General features: G+C 69.9%; 15 protein-coding genes and 1 tRNA gene. 7 read left to right on the top strand and 9 right to left on the bottom strand.

Annotation, left to right across the window (positions count from 1 at the left end; all coding sequences use genetic code 11):
- The first annotated feature begins 336 nt into the window (after positions 1-336).
- Positions 337-1410, top strand: coding sequence for a DNA polymerase III subunit beta (gene dnaN, locus PUT80_RS28050; protein ID WP_275294012.1), 1074 nt, complete (start codon positions 337-339; stop codon positions 1408-1410).
- Between the two features lie 815 nt (positions 1411-2225).
- Here the strand turns inward: dnaN and PUT80_RS28045 are convergent.
- The 7 genes from PUT80_RS28045 to PUT80_RS28015 all read right to left on the bottom strand — a co-directional run bounded on the left by PUT80_RS28045 (position 2226) and on the right by PUT80_RS28015 (position 6782).
- Positions 2226-2480, bottom strand: a complete 255-nt coding sequence (locus PUT80_RS28045; RefSeq protein WP_037808395.1) for a glutaredoxin domain-containing protein — start codon at positions 2478-2480, stop codon at positions 2226-2228.
- Positions 2477-3253 (bottom strand): MBL fold metallo-hydrolase, encoded by a 777-nt coding sequence (locus PUT80_RS28040; protein WP_275294011.1) that lies wholly within the window; start codon positions 3251-3253, stop codon positions 2477-2479. Before PUT80_RS28040 ends, PUT80_RS28045 begins: the two co-directional genes overlap by 4 nt.
- Entirely contained in the window at positions 3254-4078 is an 825-nt protein-coding gene (locus PUT80_RS28035) for an NUDIX domain-containing protein (RefSeq protein WP_275294010.1), read from the bottom strand.
- Between the two features lie 221 nt (positions 4079-4299).
- Positions 4300-5487 (bottom strand): hypothetical protein, encoded by a 1188-nt coding sequence (locus PUT80_RS28030; RefSeq protein WP_275294009.1) that lies wholly within the window; start codon positions 5485-5487, stop codon positions 4300-4302.
- Positions 5488-5525: 38 nt separating this feature from the next.
- Positions 5526-6155: a hypothetical protein gene (locus tag PUT80_RS28025; protein WP_037808399.1), complete on the bottom strand. Its 630-nt coding sequence runs from the start codon at positions 6153-6155 to the stop codon at positions 5526-5528.
- Positions 6155-6610, bottom strand: a complete 456-nt coding sequence (locus tag PUT80_RS28020) for a RidA family protein (RefSeq protein WP_037808400.1) — start codon at positions 6608-6610, stop codon at positions 6155-6157. The genes PUT80_RS28025 and PUT80_RS28020 overlap by 1 nt, the downstream gene beginning before the upstream one ends.
- 10 nt (positions 6611-6620) lie before the next feature.
- Entirely contained in the window at positions 6621-6782 is a 162-nt protein-coding gene (locus PUT80_RS28015; protein WP_020664158.1) for a DUF4177 domain-containing protein, read from the bottom strand.
- A 140-nt stretch (positions 6783-6922) separates the two neighbouring features.
- Here PUT80_RS28015 and PUT80_RS28010 point away from each other — a divergent pair, with 140 nt between their 5' ends.
- Genes PUT80_RS28010 through PUT80_RS28000 form a run of 3 tightly spaced genes read left to right on the top strand, consistent with a single transcriptional unit; the run spans position 6923 to position 9316 of the window.
- Positions 6923-7171, top strand: a complete 249-nt coding sequence (locus tag PUT80_RS28010) for a hypothetical protein (protein WP_134662049.1) — start codon at positions 6923-6925, stop codon at positions 7169-7171.
- A 22-nt stretch (positions 7172-7193) separates the two neighbouring features.
- Entirely contained in the window at positions 7194-8198 is a 1005-nt protein-coding gene (locus tag PUT80_RS28005) for an ArsA-related P-loop ATPase (protein ID WP_037808405.1), read from the top strand.
- On the top strand, positions 8198-9316 hold the full coding sequence (locus tag PUT80_RS28000) for an ArsA family ATPase (RefSeq protein WP_037808406.1): 1119 nt from the start codon (positions 8198-8200) through the stop codon (positions 9314-9316). The genes PUT80_RS28005 and PUT80_RS28000 overlap by 1 nt, the downstream gene beginning before the upstream one ends.
- Positions 9317-9353: 37 nt before the next feature.
- Here the strand turns inward: PUT80_RS28000 and PUT80_RS27995 are convergent, their stop codons facing one another.
- A complete protein-coding gene (locus PUT80_RS27995) occupies positions 9354-9647 on the bottom strand; it encodes a WhiB family transcriptional regulator (protein ID WP_020664154.1) in 294 nt (97 codons plus the stop codon).
- A 337-nt stretch (positions 9648-9984) separates the two neighbouring features.
- On the opposite strand from PUT80_RS27995, the gene PUT80_RS27990 reads away from it, so the two are divergent.
- The 3 genes from PUT80_RS27990 to PUT80_RS27980 all read left to right on the top strand — a co-directional run bounded on the left by PUT80_RS27990 (position 9985) and on the right by PUT80_RS27980 (position 13447).
- On the top strand, positions 9985-12135 hold the full coding sequence (locus tag PUT80_RS27990) for a transglycosylase domain-containing protein (protein WP_275294008.1): 2151 nt from the start codon (positions 9985-9987) through the stop codon (positions 12133-12135).
- A gap of 228 nt (positions 12136-12363) precedes the next feature.
- Complete coding sequence (locus PUT80_RS27985; protein ID WP_051728629.1) at positions 12364-13344, top strand: metallophosphoesterase; 981 nt, start codon at positions 12364-12366, stop codon at positions 13342-13344.
- Positions 13345-13373: 29 nt separating this feature from the next.
- Positions 13374-13447, top strand: a tRNA-Pro gene (locus tag PUT80_RS27980).
- 405 nt (positions 13448-13852) lie between these two features.
- Here PUT80_RS27980 and PUT80_RS27975 read toward each other — a convergent pair.
- Complete coding sequence (locus tag PUT80_RS27975; RefSeq protein WP_037808415.1) at positions 13853-14596, bottom strand: methyltransferase domain-containing protein; 744 nt, start codon at positions 14594-14596, stop codon at positions 13853-13855.
- Positions 14597-14613 lie beyond the last annotated feature (17 nt).

The following is a 14613-nucleotide window of genomic DNA, read 5'->3' as shown; positions in this document are numbered from 1 at the left end:
TTGGGGCACCAGCCGAGCCCTTTTGCCCACCCCTGCGTGACTCGCTTCTATCCACGGATGGTGCCCGCCTAGTCGCTGTTGGGGAACCGCCCGAGCCCACTTGCCCGCCCCACTCGCCAGCGCTGCCGGGTAACTCGCCTCTACCCACGGCAGCTCGCCACGGTCGAGGAACCACCCGAACCCACTTGCCCGCCCGCTCAGCAGCGCCGCCGGGTAGCCGTTTCCGTGGTTTCCCGGGCCGGGCACCCCCATGCTCACTGGCGGATCTTCTCTGTTTCCCCAGCTCAACCACCTTGCCCGCCGTTTTTGTCGGTGGCCGCCGCTACTTTGCGTGGCATGGATCTCACATCCTTCGTGCGGCCGCTGGCGGCGGTCGCGAGCGCTGCGGCCCGACTCCTGCCGAGGCAAGCCCGCCTGCGTTTGCGGGCGAACGCTGACGGCCTTGTCGTGTCCGGCAGCGATCGTGATTTGGCCGTCCAGTTGTCCTGCCCGGCGACGACCCATCTCGACGGCGAGGTCGTAGTACCAGCCGCGCCGTTCGCCGAAACGGTCCGCATGCTGGATGTCGACCAGGTCCGATTAGCCGTCGAAGGAACCCGCCTCGCGATCCGCACGGACAGTGCCCGCTTCGCCCTGCCTTTGCTGGACCGCGACCTGCTCCACGTGCCGGAACCACCACCCCTGCTGTCCAAAGTAGACGGTGCAGCCCTCGGCACGGCTTTGCGCACCGTCGCGGGCACCGCCGCCAAGGACGACCCGCTCCCGATCTTCACCGGCGTACGAGTGCAATCAATCGGCGGCGAACTGTGCCTGACCGCCTCGGACCGCTACCGCATGGCCGTCGCCCGCCTGCCGCTGCGGGAGGTCCGGGAACCCATCGACGTCCTGGTCCCAGCCACCCTGCTGACCGAAGCCGCCCGCCACAGCGCCGGTGCCATGGGACTGCACGCCGACCCCAGTCACTTCGCCCTGAGCTGGCCAGGAGGCACCGTCACCACAGCGGTCCTGGACGCAGGCTTCCTGTCCGCGGACTCCATCCCGTCCGACGCGGTAGACACGGAAGTCGAGGTAGGTGCCGACGAGCTAGCCGCAGCCATCCGCCGAGTCGGTGTCTACTCCGAAGACCGCCGAGTCCTGACCCTCGAAGTCGGCGACGCACACCTCCGCCTGGCCAGCGCACGCCAAGACACCGGCGAGGCGGAGGAACACCTGAAAGCAAACGTTTGCGGCGGCCGAACGTCCCCGTCCTTCCAGGCCCGGTACCTGCTGGACGCCCTAGCCCCGTTCAGCGGCGAACGCGTCCGACTGGCCATCCAGCCAGGGCTGCGAGCGTGCGTCCTGACCCCAGCCGACGAGGACGGACGGGAGGTGGCATTGAAGTACTACTTGATGCCAATGCTGTCTCGGTAACCGACGGCTGCTGACGCGGCTACGGCTGGTTCGCACCGGGCGGGGTGCGAACCGGAGTCGTCACGGATTCGGCCGCGTGGTGGCGGCCGAACGGCGGGCCGATGCCGGGGCGAGTGGCCAGGCTGGGCGGACTGCACTGAGCCGGGACGAGTCGAGCCGGACTGGGCTGGCCGAGCCGAGCCGAGCTGAGCTGAGCCGGGCTGAGCTGGGCTGGGCTGGGCTGGGCTGGCCGCACTGAGCCGGGCCGGGCCGAGCCGGGCCGGGCTGGGCTGGGCTGAGCGGCGCAAAGCGCAGCCGCACCATGGCCCCACCTCGGGCCAAGTCGCGCTCAGGCGGGCCGTGGTGGGCCAGAAGCCGTCTCGCACGCGGAGCGTGCTCCGGGGCCGGGGCATGTCGCCGTCGGTTGGCCGTGGGCACTTCTGGCGGTCCGCCGTGCGCGGAGGTGCGCGGCGACGGGCCAGCCGCCGTCTGCCCCCATGCCACCCCGCCCTGCTCTGGGGCACCCGAGCGAGCCCACAGCCGCTGAGCCGGTGCGGCATGCCCGGGAAGCAGTCAGGGCGCTAGGACGCACCCGAGCGAGCCCGCAGCGGCTGGCCCGGTGCGGCGTGCCCGGGAACCCGCCGGGGCGCTGGGGCGCGCCCTAGCGAGCCCAGAGCAGCTGGGCCTGTGCGGCACGCCATGGCACTAGGGCGCACCCGCGGCACGGCACACGCCCGAGGAAACGGTCTCGCACGCGGAGTGTGCCAGGGCCTGCGCAGCCACCAGCCGCGCGCCGAAGCAGCCCCAGGCCCCACTCAGCGCGCCTGAAACAGCCCTCAGGCAGCCGACTCCGCGGCCACCGCAGCCTTGACCTCGTCGAAAGTCGGGTTCACCAACGCGGTCGACCCCACGATCACCGTGGGCACCGTCTCGTTGCCGTTCGCTACCTCGCGCACTCGTTCAGCCGCGCCCGGTTCTTCCCAGATGTTGATTTCCCTTACCGGCAAACCGCTTTCCAGCAGGGGGCGGCGCAGCGCTGAGCAGAAGCCGCAGCCTGGGCGCCAGTAGAACTCGACCTCGACGTTGCTCATTGTCCGTCCTCCGAAGACGCCCGTAGATACTCCAGTTGTGCGCGCACGCTCGCCTCGGCTGGTGCCCACAGCGCGCGGTCCACGTCGGCGTACACCACCTCGACCACTTGCCGCGGCGTTGCGTCTTCGCCGAGCGTTCGCAAGGCGGAACGCACCTGATCCAGGCGCTGTTCCCGGTGCTCCAAATACTCCCGCGCGGTGGCGGGCAGGTCCGGCAGCTCCGGGCCGTGGCCGGGCAGGCCTGGGGTGCCGGTCGGGAGTGCGATCAGTTTGCGCAGCGAGCGCAGGTAGTCGCCCAGGTCGTGCAGGACCGTCGTGCCTCGGCCGAGGATCGTGTCTCCGGTCAGGATCTGGCCTCCGACCAGCAGCGACACCGAATCGTCGGTGTGGCCGGGGGTGTGCAGGACGGTGAAGTCCAGGCCACCCGCCGAGAAGGAGTCGCCGTCGGCGAACGCGGGCGCGTCGATGCAGAGGGAAGCGTCGAAGGCACGCACCGGCGCGCCGGTTTTCGAAGCGAACCAGGGGGCGCCTTCGGCGTGATCCGGGTGGTGGTGGGTCAGCAGGATCAGCTCGACCGGACCGACGGCGGCGAGCTTTTCCAGGTGCTCCAGATCGTGGTAGCCGGGGTCGACGACCACGGCAGCCGCGGCGTCGCCACCGCGCAGCACCCACGTGTTGGTGCCCTCCAGGGTCATCGTCGAAGGATTGTTCTCCAGCAGCACCGACGCGGTTTCGGAAACACGGCGCAGCACGCCATAAGCGGGAGCGGTCACTCAGGACTCCGAAGTATCGAGGACAACGCGGATGTTCTCGCCGTCCCGGACCAGGGTCGGCACAGTCTTCACGATCTCGCGCGGCTCGGCGAGCACCGCATCGGCATGCGAGAACTCGGCGAGTTCGACGAGGGTCAGCCACGTCGGCGGCATCAACGCGCGACGGCCTTCGCGCGCGTCCGCGACTGCCTCGGCGGGCGGTTGCCAACCGGCGGCAGCGGCTTCCGAGGTCGCGCCGTCCGCGCGTTGGCCTTCAGGCAGCTTCGCCACGAAGAAGCGGGTGTCGTATCGACGCTGTTCTTGCGGCGGTGTGACCCAGTGCGCGTACGGGTGCAGCAGGTCCGCGCGCAACGTGAGACCGGCGTCGGCAAGGAAACCGGCGAGCGAGATTTCCCGTGATTCCAACGCTTTCCGCGCTTCGTGGTACGGCGTGACGTCGGCGACGACCGAGTCCTCGGTCCCGGCCAGCAGCACGCCGGACTCCTCGAACGTCTCCCGAACCGCGGCACAAACGAGAGCGCGGGCGAGGCTTTCGTCGCAGGTGAACTGCTCGGCCCACCACGACGGCGGCGGCCCGGCCCACGCCACGGAGGCGTCGGCGTCGCGCGGATCGACCCCGCCGCCAGGGAACACCGTCATCCCGCCGGCGAACGCCATGCCCATGACGCGGTGCTGGAGGAAGACCTCCACGCCGTCCGAAACGTCCCGCAGCAGGATCACCGTGGCGGCGTCCTTCGGGGTCGCCGGCGGGCCATCCGCGTTGTCCCGGATCGCGATGCCGGGACGGGCGGGGATGTCGAAAACGAATTCACGCGGCCGTTCCACCCGGGCAACATACCTCGCAATCCGTACGCGTCGCGGATTACTTGTGTCACCTCGCGGCAGGAACCCGCACGGACTCGGAGTCGCTCAGGGCGGACTTCCCGAACCGCAACCCGAGCCAGCCCAGAACCGCCGTCGCGCGCGTCCGGTCGGCCGAAAGCCGTGAAGGGCTCCTTGCGGGAATCTGCTTCCCTCAAGGAGCCCTTCACGGAACAACAAGGGGCTCAGGACCAGTGCTGGTCCCCGCCGGAACGGGACGCGCCGTTGAGCCGCAATCGGGCAGCCTCGGCACGCTCGCGCTCAGCCAGTTCCTCGTGCAGCTCGCGCAGCAGCGCGCGGTCGCGTTCGGACAGGCTCGGATCGTCCAGATCCAGCGCGGGCAGCTCGACCACCTCGTGCATGCTCGGCTTGCCCGCGGCGATCTCGCGGCCCTTCTCCGGGTCCTCGGCCAGCGCGCGCCGCAGCTGCGCCACCTCGGACGGGGTCAGGTCCGACGTGCGCTCGGCACGCGTTTCCGACCCGGCCGTCCTTGGCCGCTCCGAAGACGCGGCGGGCTCGGCCGCCGGCTCCGGCATCGACACCGGCTGTGCGGGCACGGCCTGCACGATCGGCACCACCGGCGCGACCGGGACCACCGGCTCGGCGGCGGCTACCGGTTCCGGTTCGGGCTGACGGTGCCCGTGCCAGCTCGGCGCTTCCGAGACCGGTTCGGGGACCGGGGCCGAAGCGGGCGCCGGGGCGCTGCGCTGCGGCGTCGGTTCCGGCCGGTAGTCGGGGGCCGAATGCGTGCTGCCGGTGACCCACACTGGGCTCGCGACGGCGCCCGCGGCCTGGTGGTAATCCGACTGCGGGATCCCCGGACCGCTCACCTCCACGACCGAGCGGATGCCCGCCCGGCGCAGCGCGGTGTCGACCCGGAACGCGACCGCGGGCGGGTTGCCCTCGGGGCCGAGTTCGACCAGCACGACCCGCTGCGGCAGCGCGCCCGGCACACTGCCCGCCGGGGTGTTGCGCCACACCGCGTGCACGGAACGCACGTCGGGCAGCACCTGCAAGGTCCGGTCGAGCGCCTCGGCGAGACCGAACTCCGGCTGGTTGTCGCCCGTGAACCGGTGCGTGTGCATCGGCTCGTGGTCGGTGACCAGCAGGTCGTTCGCGAGCGTCGCGTCCGACCGGCTCATCTCGAGCACCAGCGCCAGCTCGCGCTGTTCGGCCTCGCTCACCGCGATCCGGCCCGCGATCAACGTGCCGGTGGTGAGTTCCACCGCCTCGTCGATGTGGGCACGGGCGATCAGTTCCCGCGCTTCGGTGAGCGCGCTGTCGTCGATGCGGCCCGCCAGGGCCAGCAACAAGTTATGCAGGCGCAGGGGCACCGAGAACCCGTCCATCGGGCCGTCGTGAACCTCCACCATGGCTCTGCTCCTCCCAGCTCGCCTGGCGGCAACGAGCGTTAAGCGGCGACAAGTCGATGACCGGCGCCCGCGGCGCCTACGCAGACCAGCTCGGACTCGGCGAGCGCGGCCCGGTGGTACCCGGGAAGGTCGAAGCGCGGCGGGATGACCTCGACACTCGGTTCCTCGTCCCCCATGACCCGCAGCACCCGCTGCAGTTCACCGGTGAGCCGGGGCTGTCCCGCGGTCGCCGTCACCAGCAGGACTCGCTTCGCCCCGCCCTCGCCGGAAGCGCCGAGGCGCCGCCAGCTCTGCCGTACTTCCCCCACATCCGCGCGTCCACGCAACGTCGCGTGGAGCAAGACGGACACAGAGTCGACGGAGTTCACCCATTCGGGCGCACTCTGCGTGAATGTGTACCTGGTCTCGGTGACGTCGTCTACCCCCAGGGTGGAACTCACCTGGTGCCAGTCGGCGCCGTGCGGGATCAGACCGGCCACGAGCAGGCGGTACTCCGCCTGGTCCAAATCGATCCTGTGCTTGAGCAAAGACCTCGGCAGGGTCCGCGCGAGCGTCCCCATCGCGCCTTCGCCGAGCCAGTCGCGGAACCGCCACAACAGCTGGTCCGGCGTGCGGCCGGCGAGCCGCAGCAGCAGTTCGTGCAGGGACTGTTCGATGTCGGGATCCATCACTTCACCTCCACGATCAGTTCGACTTCCACCGGCGACGCGATCGGAAGCTCCGCGACGCCGACGGCCGAACGAGCGTGCACCCCGGCGTCGCCGAAGATCTCGCCGAGCAGTTCGGACGCCCCGTTCACGACCGCGGGCTGGCCGGTGAAGCCCTCCGCGGAGGCGACGAAACCGACCACCTTGACAATCCGGACAACAGAGTCAATACCCACGAGGGCGTGCACCGCGGCGAGCGCGTTCAGCGTCGCCGTGCGGGCGTGGCCCTTGGCTTCCTCCGGGCTGACCTCGCCGCCGACCTTCCCGGTCGCGGCGAGCGCGCCGTCGACGAAGGGCAGCTGGCCGGAGGTGTAGACGTGCGAGCCGGAGCGCACGGCCGGCACATACGCGGCCAGCGGTGCGGCGACTCCGGGCAGTTCGATGCCGAGCTCGGCGAGCCGGTCGCTCCAGGTCAACGCCGCCCCCTCAGCTCTTCGGCCGCTTCAGGTACGCGACGTGCTGTTCGCCGCTCGGGTTGGGCAGCACGGTCACCAGCTCCCAGCCGTCCTCGCCCCACTGGTCGAGGATCTGCTTCGTAGCGTGGATCAGCAGCGGGACGGTGGCGTACTCCCATTTGGTCGCACTCATGACTCGGGAGCGTAACCAAGCGGGCAAGGCCCCTCCGGACCGCCGCCGCCGAAACCCCGTCACCCGTCCAGGGGAGCGCCTGGTAGGCCGGGTGAGTGTGGGTCAGTTCACATCCGATCGTCGCTCGCTAGCGTGGGCGCGTGGAGACCTGGCGGATCGTCGCGACCGTGCTGCTCGCCGTGGCCGGGGTGCCGCTCGCGCTGGCCGTGATGGCCAAAACGCGGGACCGGGTGAACGATTCGGGCCAGGTGGCGATCGCAGGCGCGGTCACCCTCACCGGGCTGATCGTGGTGGCAGTGCTCACGCTGACCGTGCTGCCCGGCGTGGTGACCTGGATCGTCGTCGCGGCGGTCGCCGCTGCGGTCAGCGTCATGATGCTGGCCAGCTGAGCACCGGTTTAGTGTTGAGGATGTGACCACACCCTCCGCCGGCTGGACCGACGAGCTCGCCAGGGCCCGGCTGCACTTCGTCACCGGCAAGGGCGGAACCGGCAAGACCACGCTCGCCGCGGCGCTGGGTCTCGCACTCGCCCGCAATGGCCGCCGGGTGCTCTTGATCGAGGTCGAGGGACGGCAAGGCATCGCCCAGCTTTTCGACACCGAACCGCTGCCGTACGCGGAACAGCGGATCGCGTCGGTCCCGGGCGGCGGCGAACTGCGCGCGCTGCACATCGACGTCGAAGCGGCGCTGCTCGAGTACTTCGAAATGTTCTACAACCTCGGTTTCGCCGGGCGGACGCTGCGCCGGATGGGGGCGATCGAGTTCGCCACCACGCTCGCGCCGGGCCTTCGCGACGTCCTGCTCACCGGGAAGATCAAGGAATGCGTCGGGCGCACCGAATCCGACGGGCGCCACACCTACGACGCGGTCGTGGTCGACGCGCCGCCGACCGGGCGCGTGGTGAAGTTCCTCGACGTCACCAAGGCTCTCACCGACCTCGCCAAGACCGGCCCGATCCGCGGCCAGGCCGACGGCGTCGTCCGGCTGCTGCATTCCGGCGAGACCGCCGTGCACCTCACCACGCTGCTGGAGGAGATGCCGGTGCGCGAGACCGTCGAAGCGGTGGCCGAACTGGACGGGGCCGATCTGCGGCCGGGTGCCGTGCTCGTGAACCGGGTCCGTCCGCCGCGGCTGCCCGCGCGTTCGGTGACCGCGGCCGCCGACGGCCGGGTGGACGCCGACCGGGTGCGCTCCGGCCTCGCCTCGGCCGGGCTGAACCTGCCGGAGGCGACGCTCGACGCGCTCGTGGAGGAAACCGTGGAGCACGCCGTCCGGGTCGCCGCCGAGCAACGGGCCCGCGAACAGCTCGCCGAGGCCGATCTGCCGACGCTGGAGCTGCCGGACCTCACCGACGGCGTCGACGTCGCCGCGCTCTACGAACTCGCCGAAACGCTGCAGGAACAGGGGGTGCGCTGATGCCCGCCGACCCGACGCTCGACGTGGACGCCCTCCTCGACGACCCGGACAGCCGCGTGATCGTGTGCTGCGGTTCCGGCGGCGTCGGCAAGACCACCACCGCGGCGGCGCTCGCATTGCGGGCCGCCGAACGCGGCAGGCAGACCGTGGTGCTCACGATCGACCCGGCACGCAGGCTCGCGCAGGCGCTCGGGCTGCGCGAACTGGGCAATCACCCGAAGCAGGTGCGCGTCGAGGGCTTCGAGCCCAAGGGCGAACTGTGGGCGATGATGCTCGACATGCGCCGCACGTTCGACGACATGGTGCGCGTGCACGCCGGGCCCGAGCGGGCCGAGCAGCTGCTGCAGAACCCCTTCTACCAGACCATTTCCACGTCGTTCTCCGGCACGCAGGAGTACATGGCGATGGAGAAGCTCGGCCAGCTCGCGGCGACCGACGAATGGGATCTGATCATCGTCGACACGCCGCCGAGCCGGTCCGCGCTCGACTTCCTCGACGCGCCGACCCGGCTGTCCACCGCGCTCGACGGCCGGATGATCCGGCTGCTCACCGGTCCGGCGAAGGCGGGCGGCTGGGGTCTGCGCAAGGTCGTCAGCGCGGGGTTCTCGATGTTCGCGAAGGCCGTGTCCACGATCATCGGCGGCCAGTTGCTCGCCGACGCGTCGGCGTTCATGCAGGCCTTCGACAGCATGTTCGGCGGATTCCGCGAACGCGCGCGCAAGACCGCCGAACTGCTGCGGTCCTCGGGCACGTCGTTCCTCGTGGTGGCCGCGCCGGAGCCGGACGCGCTGCGCGAGGCGTCCTACTTCGTGGAGCGGCTCGCCGGCGAATCGATGCCGCTGGCCGGGCTGGTCGCCAACCGCACGCACCCGGTGCTCGCGCCGCTGTCCGCGACCGAAGCGCTGACCGCCGCGGAGTCGGTGCAGAACGCACCGCTCGCCGAGGCCGTGCTGCGGCTGCACGCCGACCGCGTCGCGCTGGCCGAACGTGAGAACCGGCTGCTGGCGCGCTTCACCCGCGCGCATCCGGAAGTGCCGCTGACCCGGGTGCCCGCGCTCGCCGGTGACGTGCACGACCTCGAGGGCCTGCGCGACATCGGAGCAAAACTGACGTCGTGAGCGGCTGTGCGCGAAACACAGCCGCTCACGAGCAGGTTCAGCCCGCCGCGGCGGCCAGCGCGTCCCGCTTGGCCGCTTCGAGCAGGTCGGTCCAGCTGGTCACGTCCGGACGACGGCGCAGCAGGGCGCGCCGCTCCCGTTCCGTCATCCCGCCCCAGACCCCGAAATTGATCCGGCCGTCGAGTGCCTCGGCGAGGCATTCGGTGCGGACCGGGCACCCCATGCACACGGCTTTCGCCCTGTTCTGTTCGGCGCCTCGCACGAACAACCCGTCGGGATCAGCGTCCCGGCACGAGGCATCGACCCGCCAGCCAACCTGATTGGTTTGCATACCCCCAGCTCCCTCATCTGGTGTATGGCACCAGCGAAGGCGAAGCTCCCGCTCCCACCCCCGCGAGCGTTTCCCACTGCGCCGCACGTCGGTGACGGCACCTCCCCGGTGCCGCTGCCGCCGTCCGGACCAGCCAGGCTCCCACCCGGGCTGCTCCGTCTGTCGGCATCTACGTGAGACGTTGACGGACTGTAGGGTCCCTCGGTTCCCTCCGTCGAGACCTAGCATGCATTCCGTTACCAAAGGTCACGACACGGGGGCCCGTTAATGATCGCCGGCGGGGGCGCGCGGGCGTGAGGTCACGAAGGCGACACGGGGCTTCAGTACCCTGGCTTTCGTGCGCAAAACGGATGGTCTTTTCAAGCTCCTCGGCCTGTGCCTGCTGGCAGGGGTGCTGGTCGCCGGGATCATGTTCCCGGTGGTGGGCGCCGCGGGGGTCGTGTCCAACCAGGCGAGCGAAACGGTCGACAAGACGTCGTCCGACCTCGCCGACATCCCGCCGCCGCTGGTGACGACTATCACCGACTCCGGCGGCAAGCCGATCGCGACGCTGTACAAGCAGTACCGGATCCCGGTCCGCCCGGACCAGATCAACCCGGCGCTGAAGTGGGCGCTGCTGTCGGCCGAGGACAAGGCGTTCTACGAGCACCACGGGGTGAACTGGGGACGGACGCTGCGCGCCGCCGTCTCCAACACCGCGGGCGGGGACACGCAGGGCGCCTCGACGATCACGCAGCAGTACGTCAAGAACTACCTGATCAACGTCGTCTACCGCGGCGACAAGAACGGGCAGGCGAAGGCGCAGGAACAGACGCTCTCGCGCAAGCTCAAGGAAGCCCGGATCGCGATCAACCTCGAGACCAAGCTCTCGAAGGACCAGATCCTCGCGGGCTACCTCAACATCGTCGAGTTCTCCCGGCAGATCTACGGCATCGGAGCGGCAGCGCACGCCTACTTCAACACCACGCCGGAGAACCTGACCGTCCCGCAGGCCGCGCTGCTCGCGGGCATCGTGAACAACCCGATCGTCCTCGACCCGTGGAACCACCCGGACAAGGCGACCAAGCGGCGCAACCTGGTGCTGGACCGGATGGTCAGCAACCAGAAACTGGCGAAGGCGGACGCGGACAAGTTCAAGGCGGAGCCGCTCGGCATCGTGCCCGACACCCCGCAGAAGCCCGCGTCGAACTGCACCGGAGCCGGTCCGGAGAACGGGTTCTTCTGCCAGTACGTCCAGGACTACCTGCTCAAGTCCGGGATGACCGAGGACCAGCTGTACACCGGCGGGTACACGATCAAGACCACGCTGGACGAGAAGGCCAACCACGAGGCGAAGGTCTCCGCCGAAACCCAGGTGAGCAAAACCCAGAAGAACGTCGCGAACACGCTTTCGCTGATCCGTCCCGGCAAGGACCGGCACGAAGTGGTGGCGCTCGCGGCGAACCGGGACTACGGGATCGACGCGGATCAAGGGCAGACCACCTACGCGCTCCCGTCCGGCGTGTTCAACACCGGCGGCGCGGGGTCGAGCTACAAGATCTTCACCACCGCGGCCGTGCTGAACCAGCACATCGCGGGGATCTACAGCAACATCCCGGTCGGCAACAGCTACGTCTCGCACGTGTTCACCGGCAGCCAGCCGCACTGTCCGGCGACCGGCGCGCCCAACACGCGCTGGTATTGCGTGGGCAACGCCGGCAATGGCTATCCCGAGTCGGCTTCGCTGCAGAACGCGCTCGCGACTTCTCCGAACACCGCGTTCGTGGCGCTGGAGGACAAACTCGGCAGCACCGGGCCCGCCATCGACATGGCGACGAAGCTGGGCATGCGGGAGACCATGGCGAGCAACCCCGGCGGCGGAAAGGTCGACCCGAAGTCGAACGACCCTGGCAAGAACCAGACTCAGGCGCAGGCTTACGGCCCCAAGGGCAACTACCCGGGCACGGGTGCGTTCACGCTCGGCTTCAGCCCGACCAGCGGCCTGGAAATGGCGAACGTCGCCGCGACCATCCTGAGCGGCGGCAAATGGTGCCCGCCGACCCCGCTGGCGGCGGTGACCGACCGAGACGGCAAGCCGGTGCCGATCAAGGAAGCTCCCTGCGAGCAGGTCGTGCCCGAAGGCCTCGCGAACACCATGGCGGTCGGGATGAGCAAGGACGACCAGCCCGGTGGCACGTCCGCCAAGGCGGCCGAGGGCGTCGGCTGGAACCGGCCGCTCGTCGGCAAGACGGGGACGACCCAGAACAACGGCTCGGCGACCTTCGTGGCGGGCACGCCGCAGATGGCCGGTGCGGCGATGGTGTTCCGTCCGGAAGGCGGCAGCGGCGGCCTTTGCTACAACGGCGTCGGCAACGTGAGCACTTGCGGCACGGGCAACATGTTCGGTGGCAAGACTCCCGCGCAGACGTGGTTCGGCGCGATGAAGAACATCATGGAGGGCCAGCCGGTCGTGCCGTTGCCGCCGGAGGATCCGGCGTATACCAACTGAATCCGGTGAAAACGGGGCGGGAGACGCGATCTCCCGCCCCGTTTCGCTTGTCCGGGCTTAACCGCCGTCGTCCGGCTGGTCCAGTCCATCTCGAGCCCACGACGCCCGGTCGCCGCTCCCGTCGACGAACTCATGCCGGACGGCGGCGCCCCGGTGAAACGGGAGGTCAAGCTCAACGACGGAGCCGGGGCCACCCCTCCGGATGGCCGAACACGTATCCTCGAACATGTGAGCACGCTCGGTAACGCCAGTCCGCCCGGGGGCACCGCGAAGCGGTTTGCCGTAGGGACCATCGCCCTCGGGGCCGCCACTCTCGGTTACGCCGTCGGCATCGAACGCCGTCGCTACACCCTGCGGACCGCCGAGTTGCCCGTGCTCGCGCCCGGTACGCCGCCGTTCACCATCCTGCACGTCTCTGACCTGCACATGCTCCCCGGTCACCAGGCCAAGCAGCGCTGGGTCGCCGCGCTCGACGAGCTCGAACCGGACCTCGTCGTCAACACCGGCGACAACCTCTCCCACCGCACGGCGGTCCCCTCCGTGCTCCGCGCGCTCGGCCCGCTGCTGGACCGGCCGGGGCTGTTCGTCTTCGGCAGCAACGACTACTACGCGCCCAAGCCCAAGAACCCCGCGCGCTACCTCATGCCGCGCGGCAAAAAGAAGCGCATTCACGGCACCCAGCTGCCCTGGCGCGACCTCCGCGCCGCCTTCGTCGAACACGGCTGGGTCGACCTCACGCACGTCCGCCGCACGGTCGACGTCGGCGGCCGCGCCGTCTTCGCCGCCGGCGTCGACGACCCGCACCTCCACCGCGACCGGTACTCCGACATCGCCGGACCCGCCGACACCACCGCGGCCGTCCGCATCGGCGTCACGCACTCCCCGGAGCCGCGCGTCCTCGACACCTTCGCCACCGACGGCTACGACCTCGTCCTCGCCGGCCACACCCACGGCGGGCAACTCCGCATCCCCGGCTACGGCGCGATCATCACCAACTGCGAACTCGACCGCAGCCGCGCCCGCGGCGCCTCCCGCTGGGGAGCCCGCATGTGGCTGCACGTCTCCGCCGGACTCGGCACCTCCCCGTACGCCCCCGCCCGCTTCGCCTGCCCGCCCGAAGCGAGCCTGTTGACGCTGGTCCCGCGCGGATCCGGGGCCTCCGACCCCCGCAAACCAGCCCCGCGTAAAGCCGCGAAACCCGTCCGCTAGACTTACTCTCGACCCGCTAAGCAGTACCTCGGGGTGTGGCGCAGCTTGGTAGCGTGCCTCGTTCGGGTCGAGGAGGTCGTGGGTTCAAATCCCGCCACCCCGACGCATGAAGGCCGGGTAGTCACGAGATCGCGACTACCCGGCCTTCATAGTTTCGCCGCCTTCCCTGGTTCGCCCGAGGGCCGCCAGTGGCCTTGCCCGGCCGGTCCGGAGCTCCCGGCGCAGTGTTCGTCCTTGATCGCCTGCTCCCCGTGCCGATCGCGACGTCACGATCCGGCGTACTCGGAAAGCAATTGCCTTTCTGAGGCAGCGCGAAAACGCGCGGCTCAATTTATCGGCCACGGTATCGTGCCGAAATGCCAGACGACAGCCGGAAATTCCGGACCGCGAGAACGGTAATCCTGGTTCTCGGGCTGGCACTGATCGCATGGGGAATCGGCGCGGTGTGCGGGCTTGTTTTGCGTCGCGCTCGGCGCGGTACCCGTCGTTCTCGCGGCAGCGGGTGTGTTCAGCACGTAGCGGTCAACTCTTGCCAGCACTGCTGGAAGTCGCCCACGGCGGCGGTTCTTGCCCAGGACCAGGCGGAACGAGCCGCGGAGGTCAGTTGGTCGCGCTCGTTCGCGCCGGATTCCGACAGGGCGACAGCCAGCCGGGATTCCATGTAGGCGGCCAAGGATCGGTAGGACAGGTCTTCCCGGAAACGGGCGCGTTCGACGATGTCGGTGAATCCGGCGTCGGCGACGTGGGCGGCGATAGCGCGGCCCGCGAAAGGGTCGCCGCCCGCGCGGCGGCGCACGAGGTAGTAGCCGCGCAGTGCGGCGTCCACGTTTGCTGTTCTGGGCCGGATTTTCGCGCGGCTCCAGTCCGGCGCGGCCAACGCCAGCCTGCCTCCAGGGCGCAGGATGCGGCGAATTTCGGTCAGAGCCGCGTGCGGGTCGGACAGATGCTCGAAGAGCGAATGAGAGAACACCACGTCGATCGATGAAGCCGCAAAGGGAAGTGCGTAGACCGCTCCCGCCACATAGTCCGCTGTGGACGGCAAAGCCGGTTCCGGGGGACAGACGTCGACGCAGACCACCCGCACGGCCGGGGTCAGGGCACTGAGAAGCGAGCCTTGGCCGCAGCCCAGGTCCAGGACTCTCGCGCCTGGGGTGAAGAGTGATCGGGCGAACGCGGCGCGGTCACTCGCTGTGCGCGTGTTCATCGTCGACAGCGCGTCTTGGGCATAGCCCGGCGCGTAACCCTCCAGCACTCCGCACAGAGTACGGG

The organism is Amycolatopsis sp. La24, from assembly GCF_029087445.1.
GTDB lineage: Bacteria > Actinomycetota > Actinomycetes > Mycobacteriales > Pseudonocardiaceae > Amycolatopsis > Amycolatopsis nivea.
This window is presented reverse-complemented; position numbering and strand designations above follow the sequence as displayed.

Coding starts and splice junctions, on each gene's coding strand:
- PUT80_RS27995 (WP_020664154.1), bottom strand. CDS start 9,647: ATGCAAACCAATCAGGTTGGCTGGCGGGTCGATGCCTCGTGCCGGGAC.
- PUT80_RS28000 (WP_037808406.1), top strand. CDS start 8,198: ATGCCCGCCGACCCGACGCTCGACGTGGACGCCCTCCTCGACGACCCG.
- PUT80_RS28030 (WP_275294009.1), bottom strand. CDS start 5,487: ATGGTGGAGGTTCACGACGGCCCGATGGACGGGTTCTCGGTGCCCCTG.
- PUT80_RS28015 (WP_020664158.1), bottom strand. CDS start 6,782: ATGAGTGCGACCAAATGGGAGTACGCCACCGTCCCGCTGCTGATCCAC.
- PUT80_RS28025 (WP_037808399.1), bottom strand. CDS start 6,155: ATGGATCCCGACATCGAACAGTCCCTGCACGAACTGCTGCTGCGGCTC.
- PUT80_RS28045 (WP_037808395.1), bottom strand. CDS start 2,480: ATGAGCAACGTCGAGGTCGAGTTCTACTGGCGCCCAGGCTGCGGCTTC.
- dnaN (WP_275294012.1), top strand. CDS start 337: ATGGATCTCACATCCTTCGTGCGGCCGCTGGCGGCGGTCGCGAGCGCT.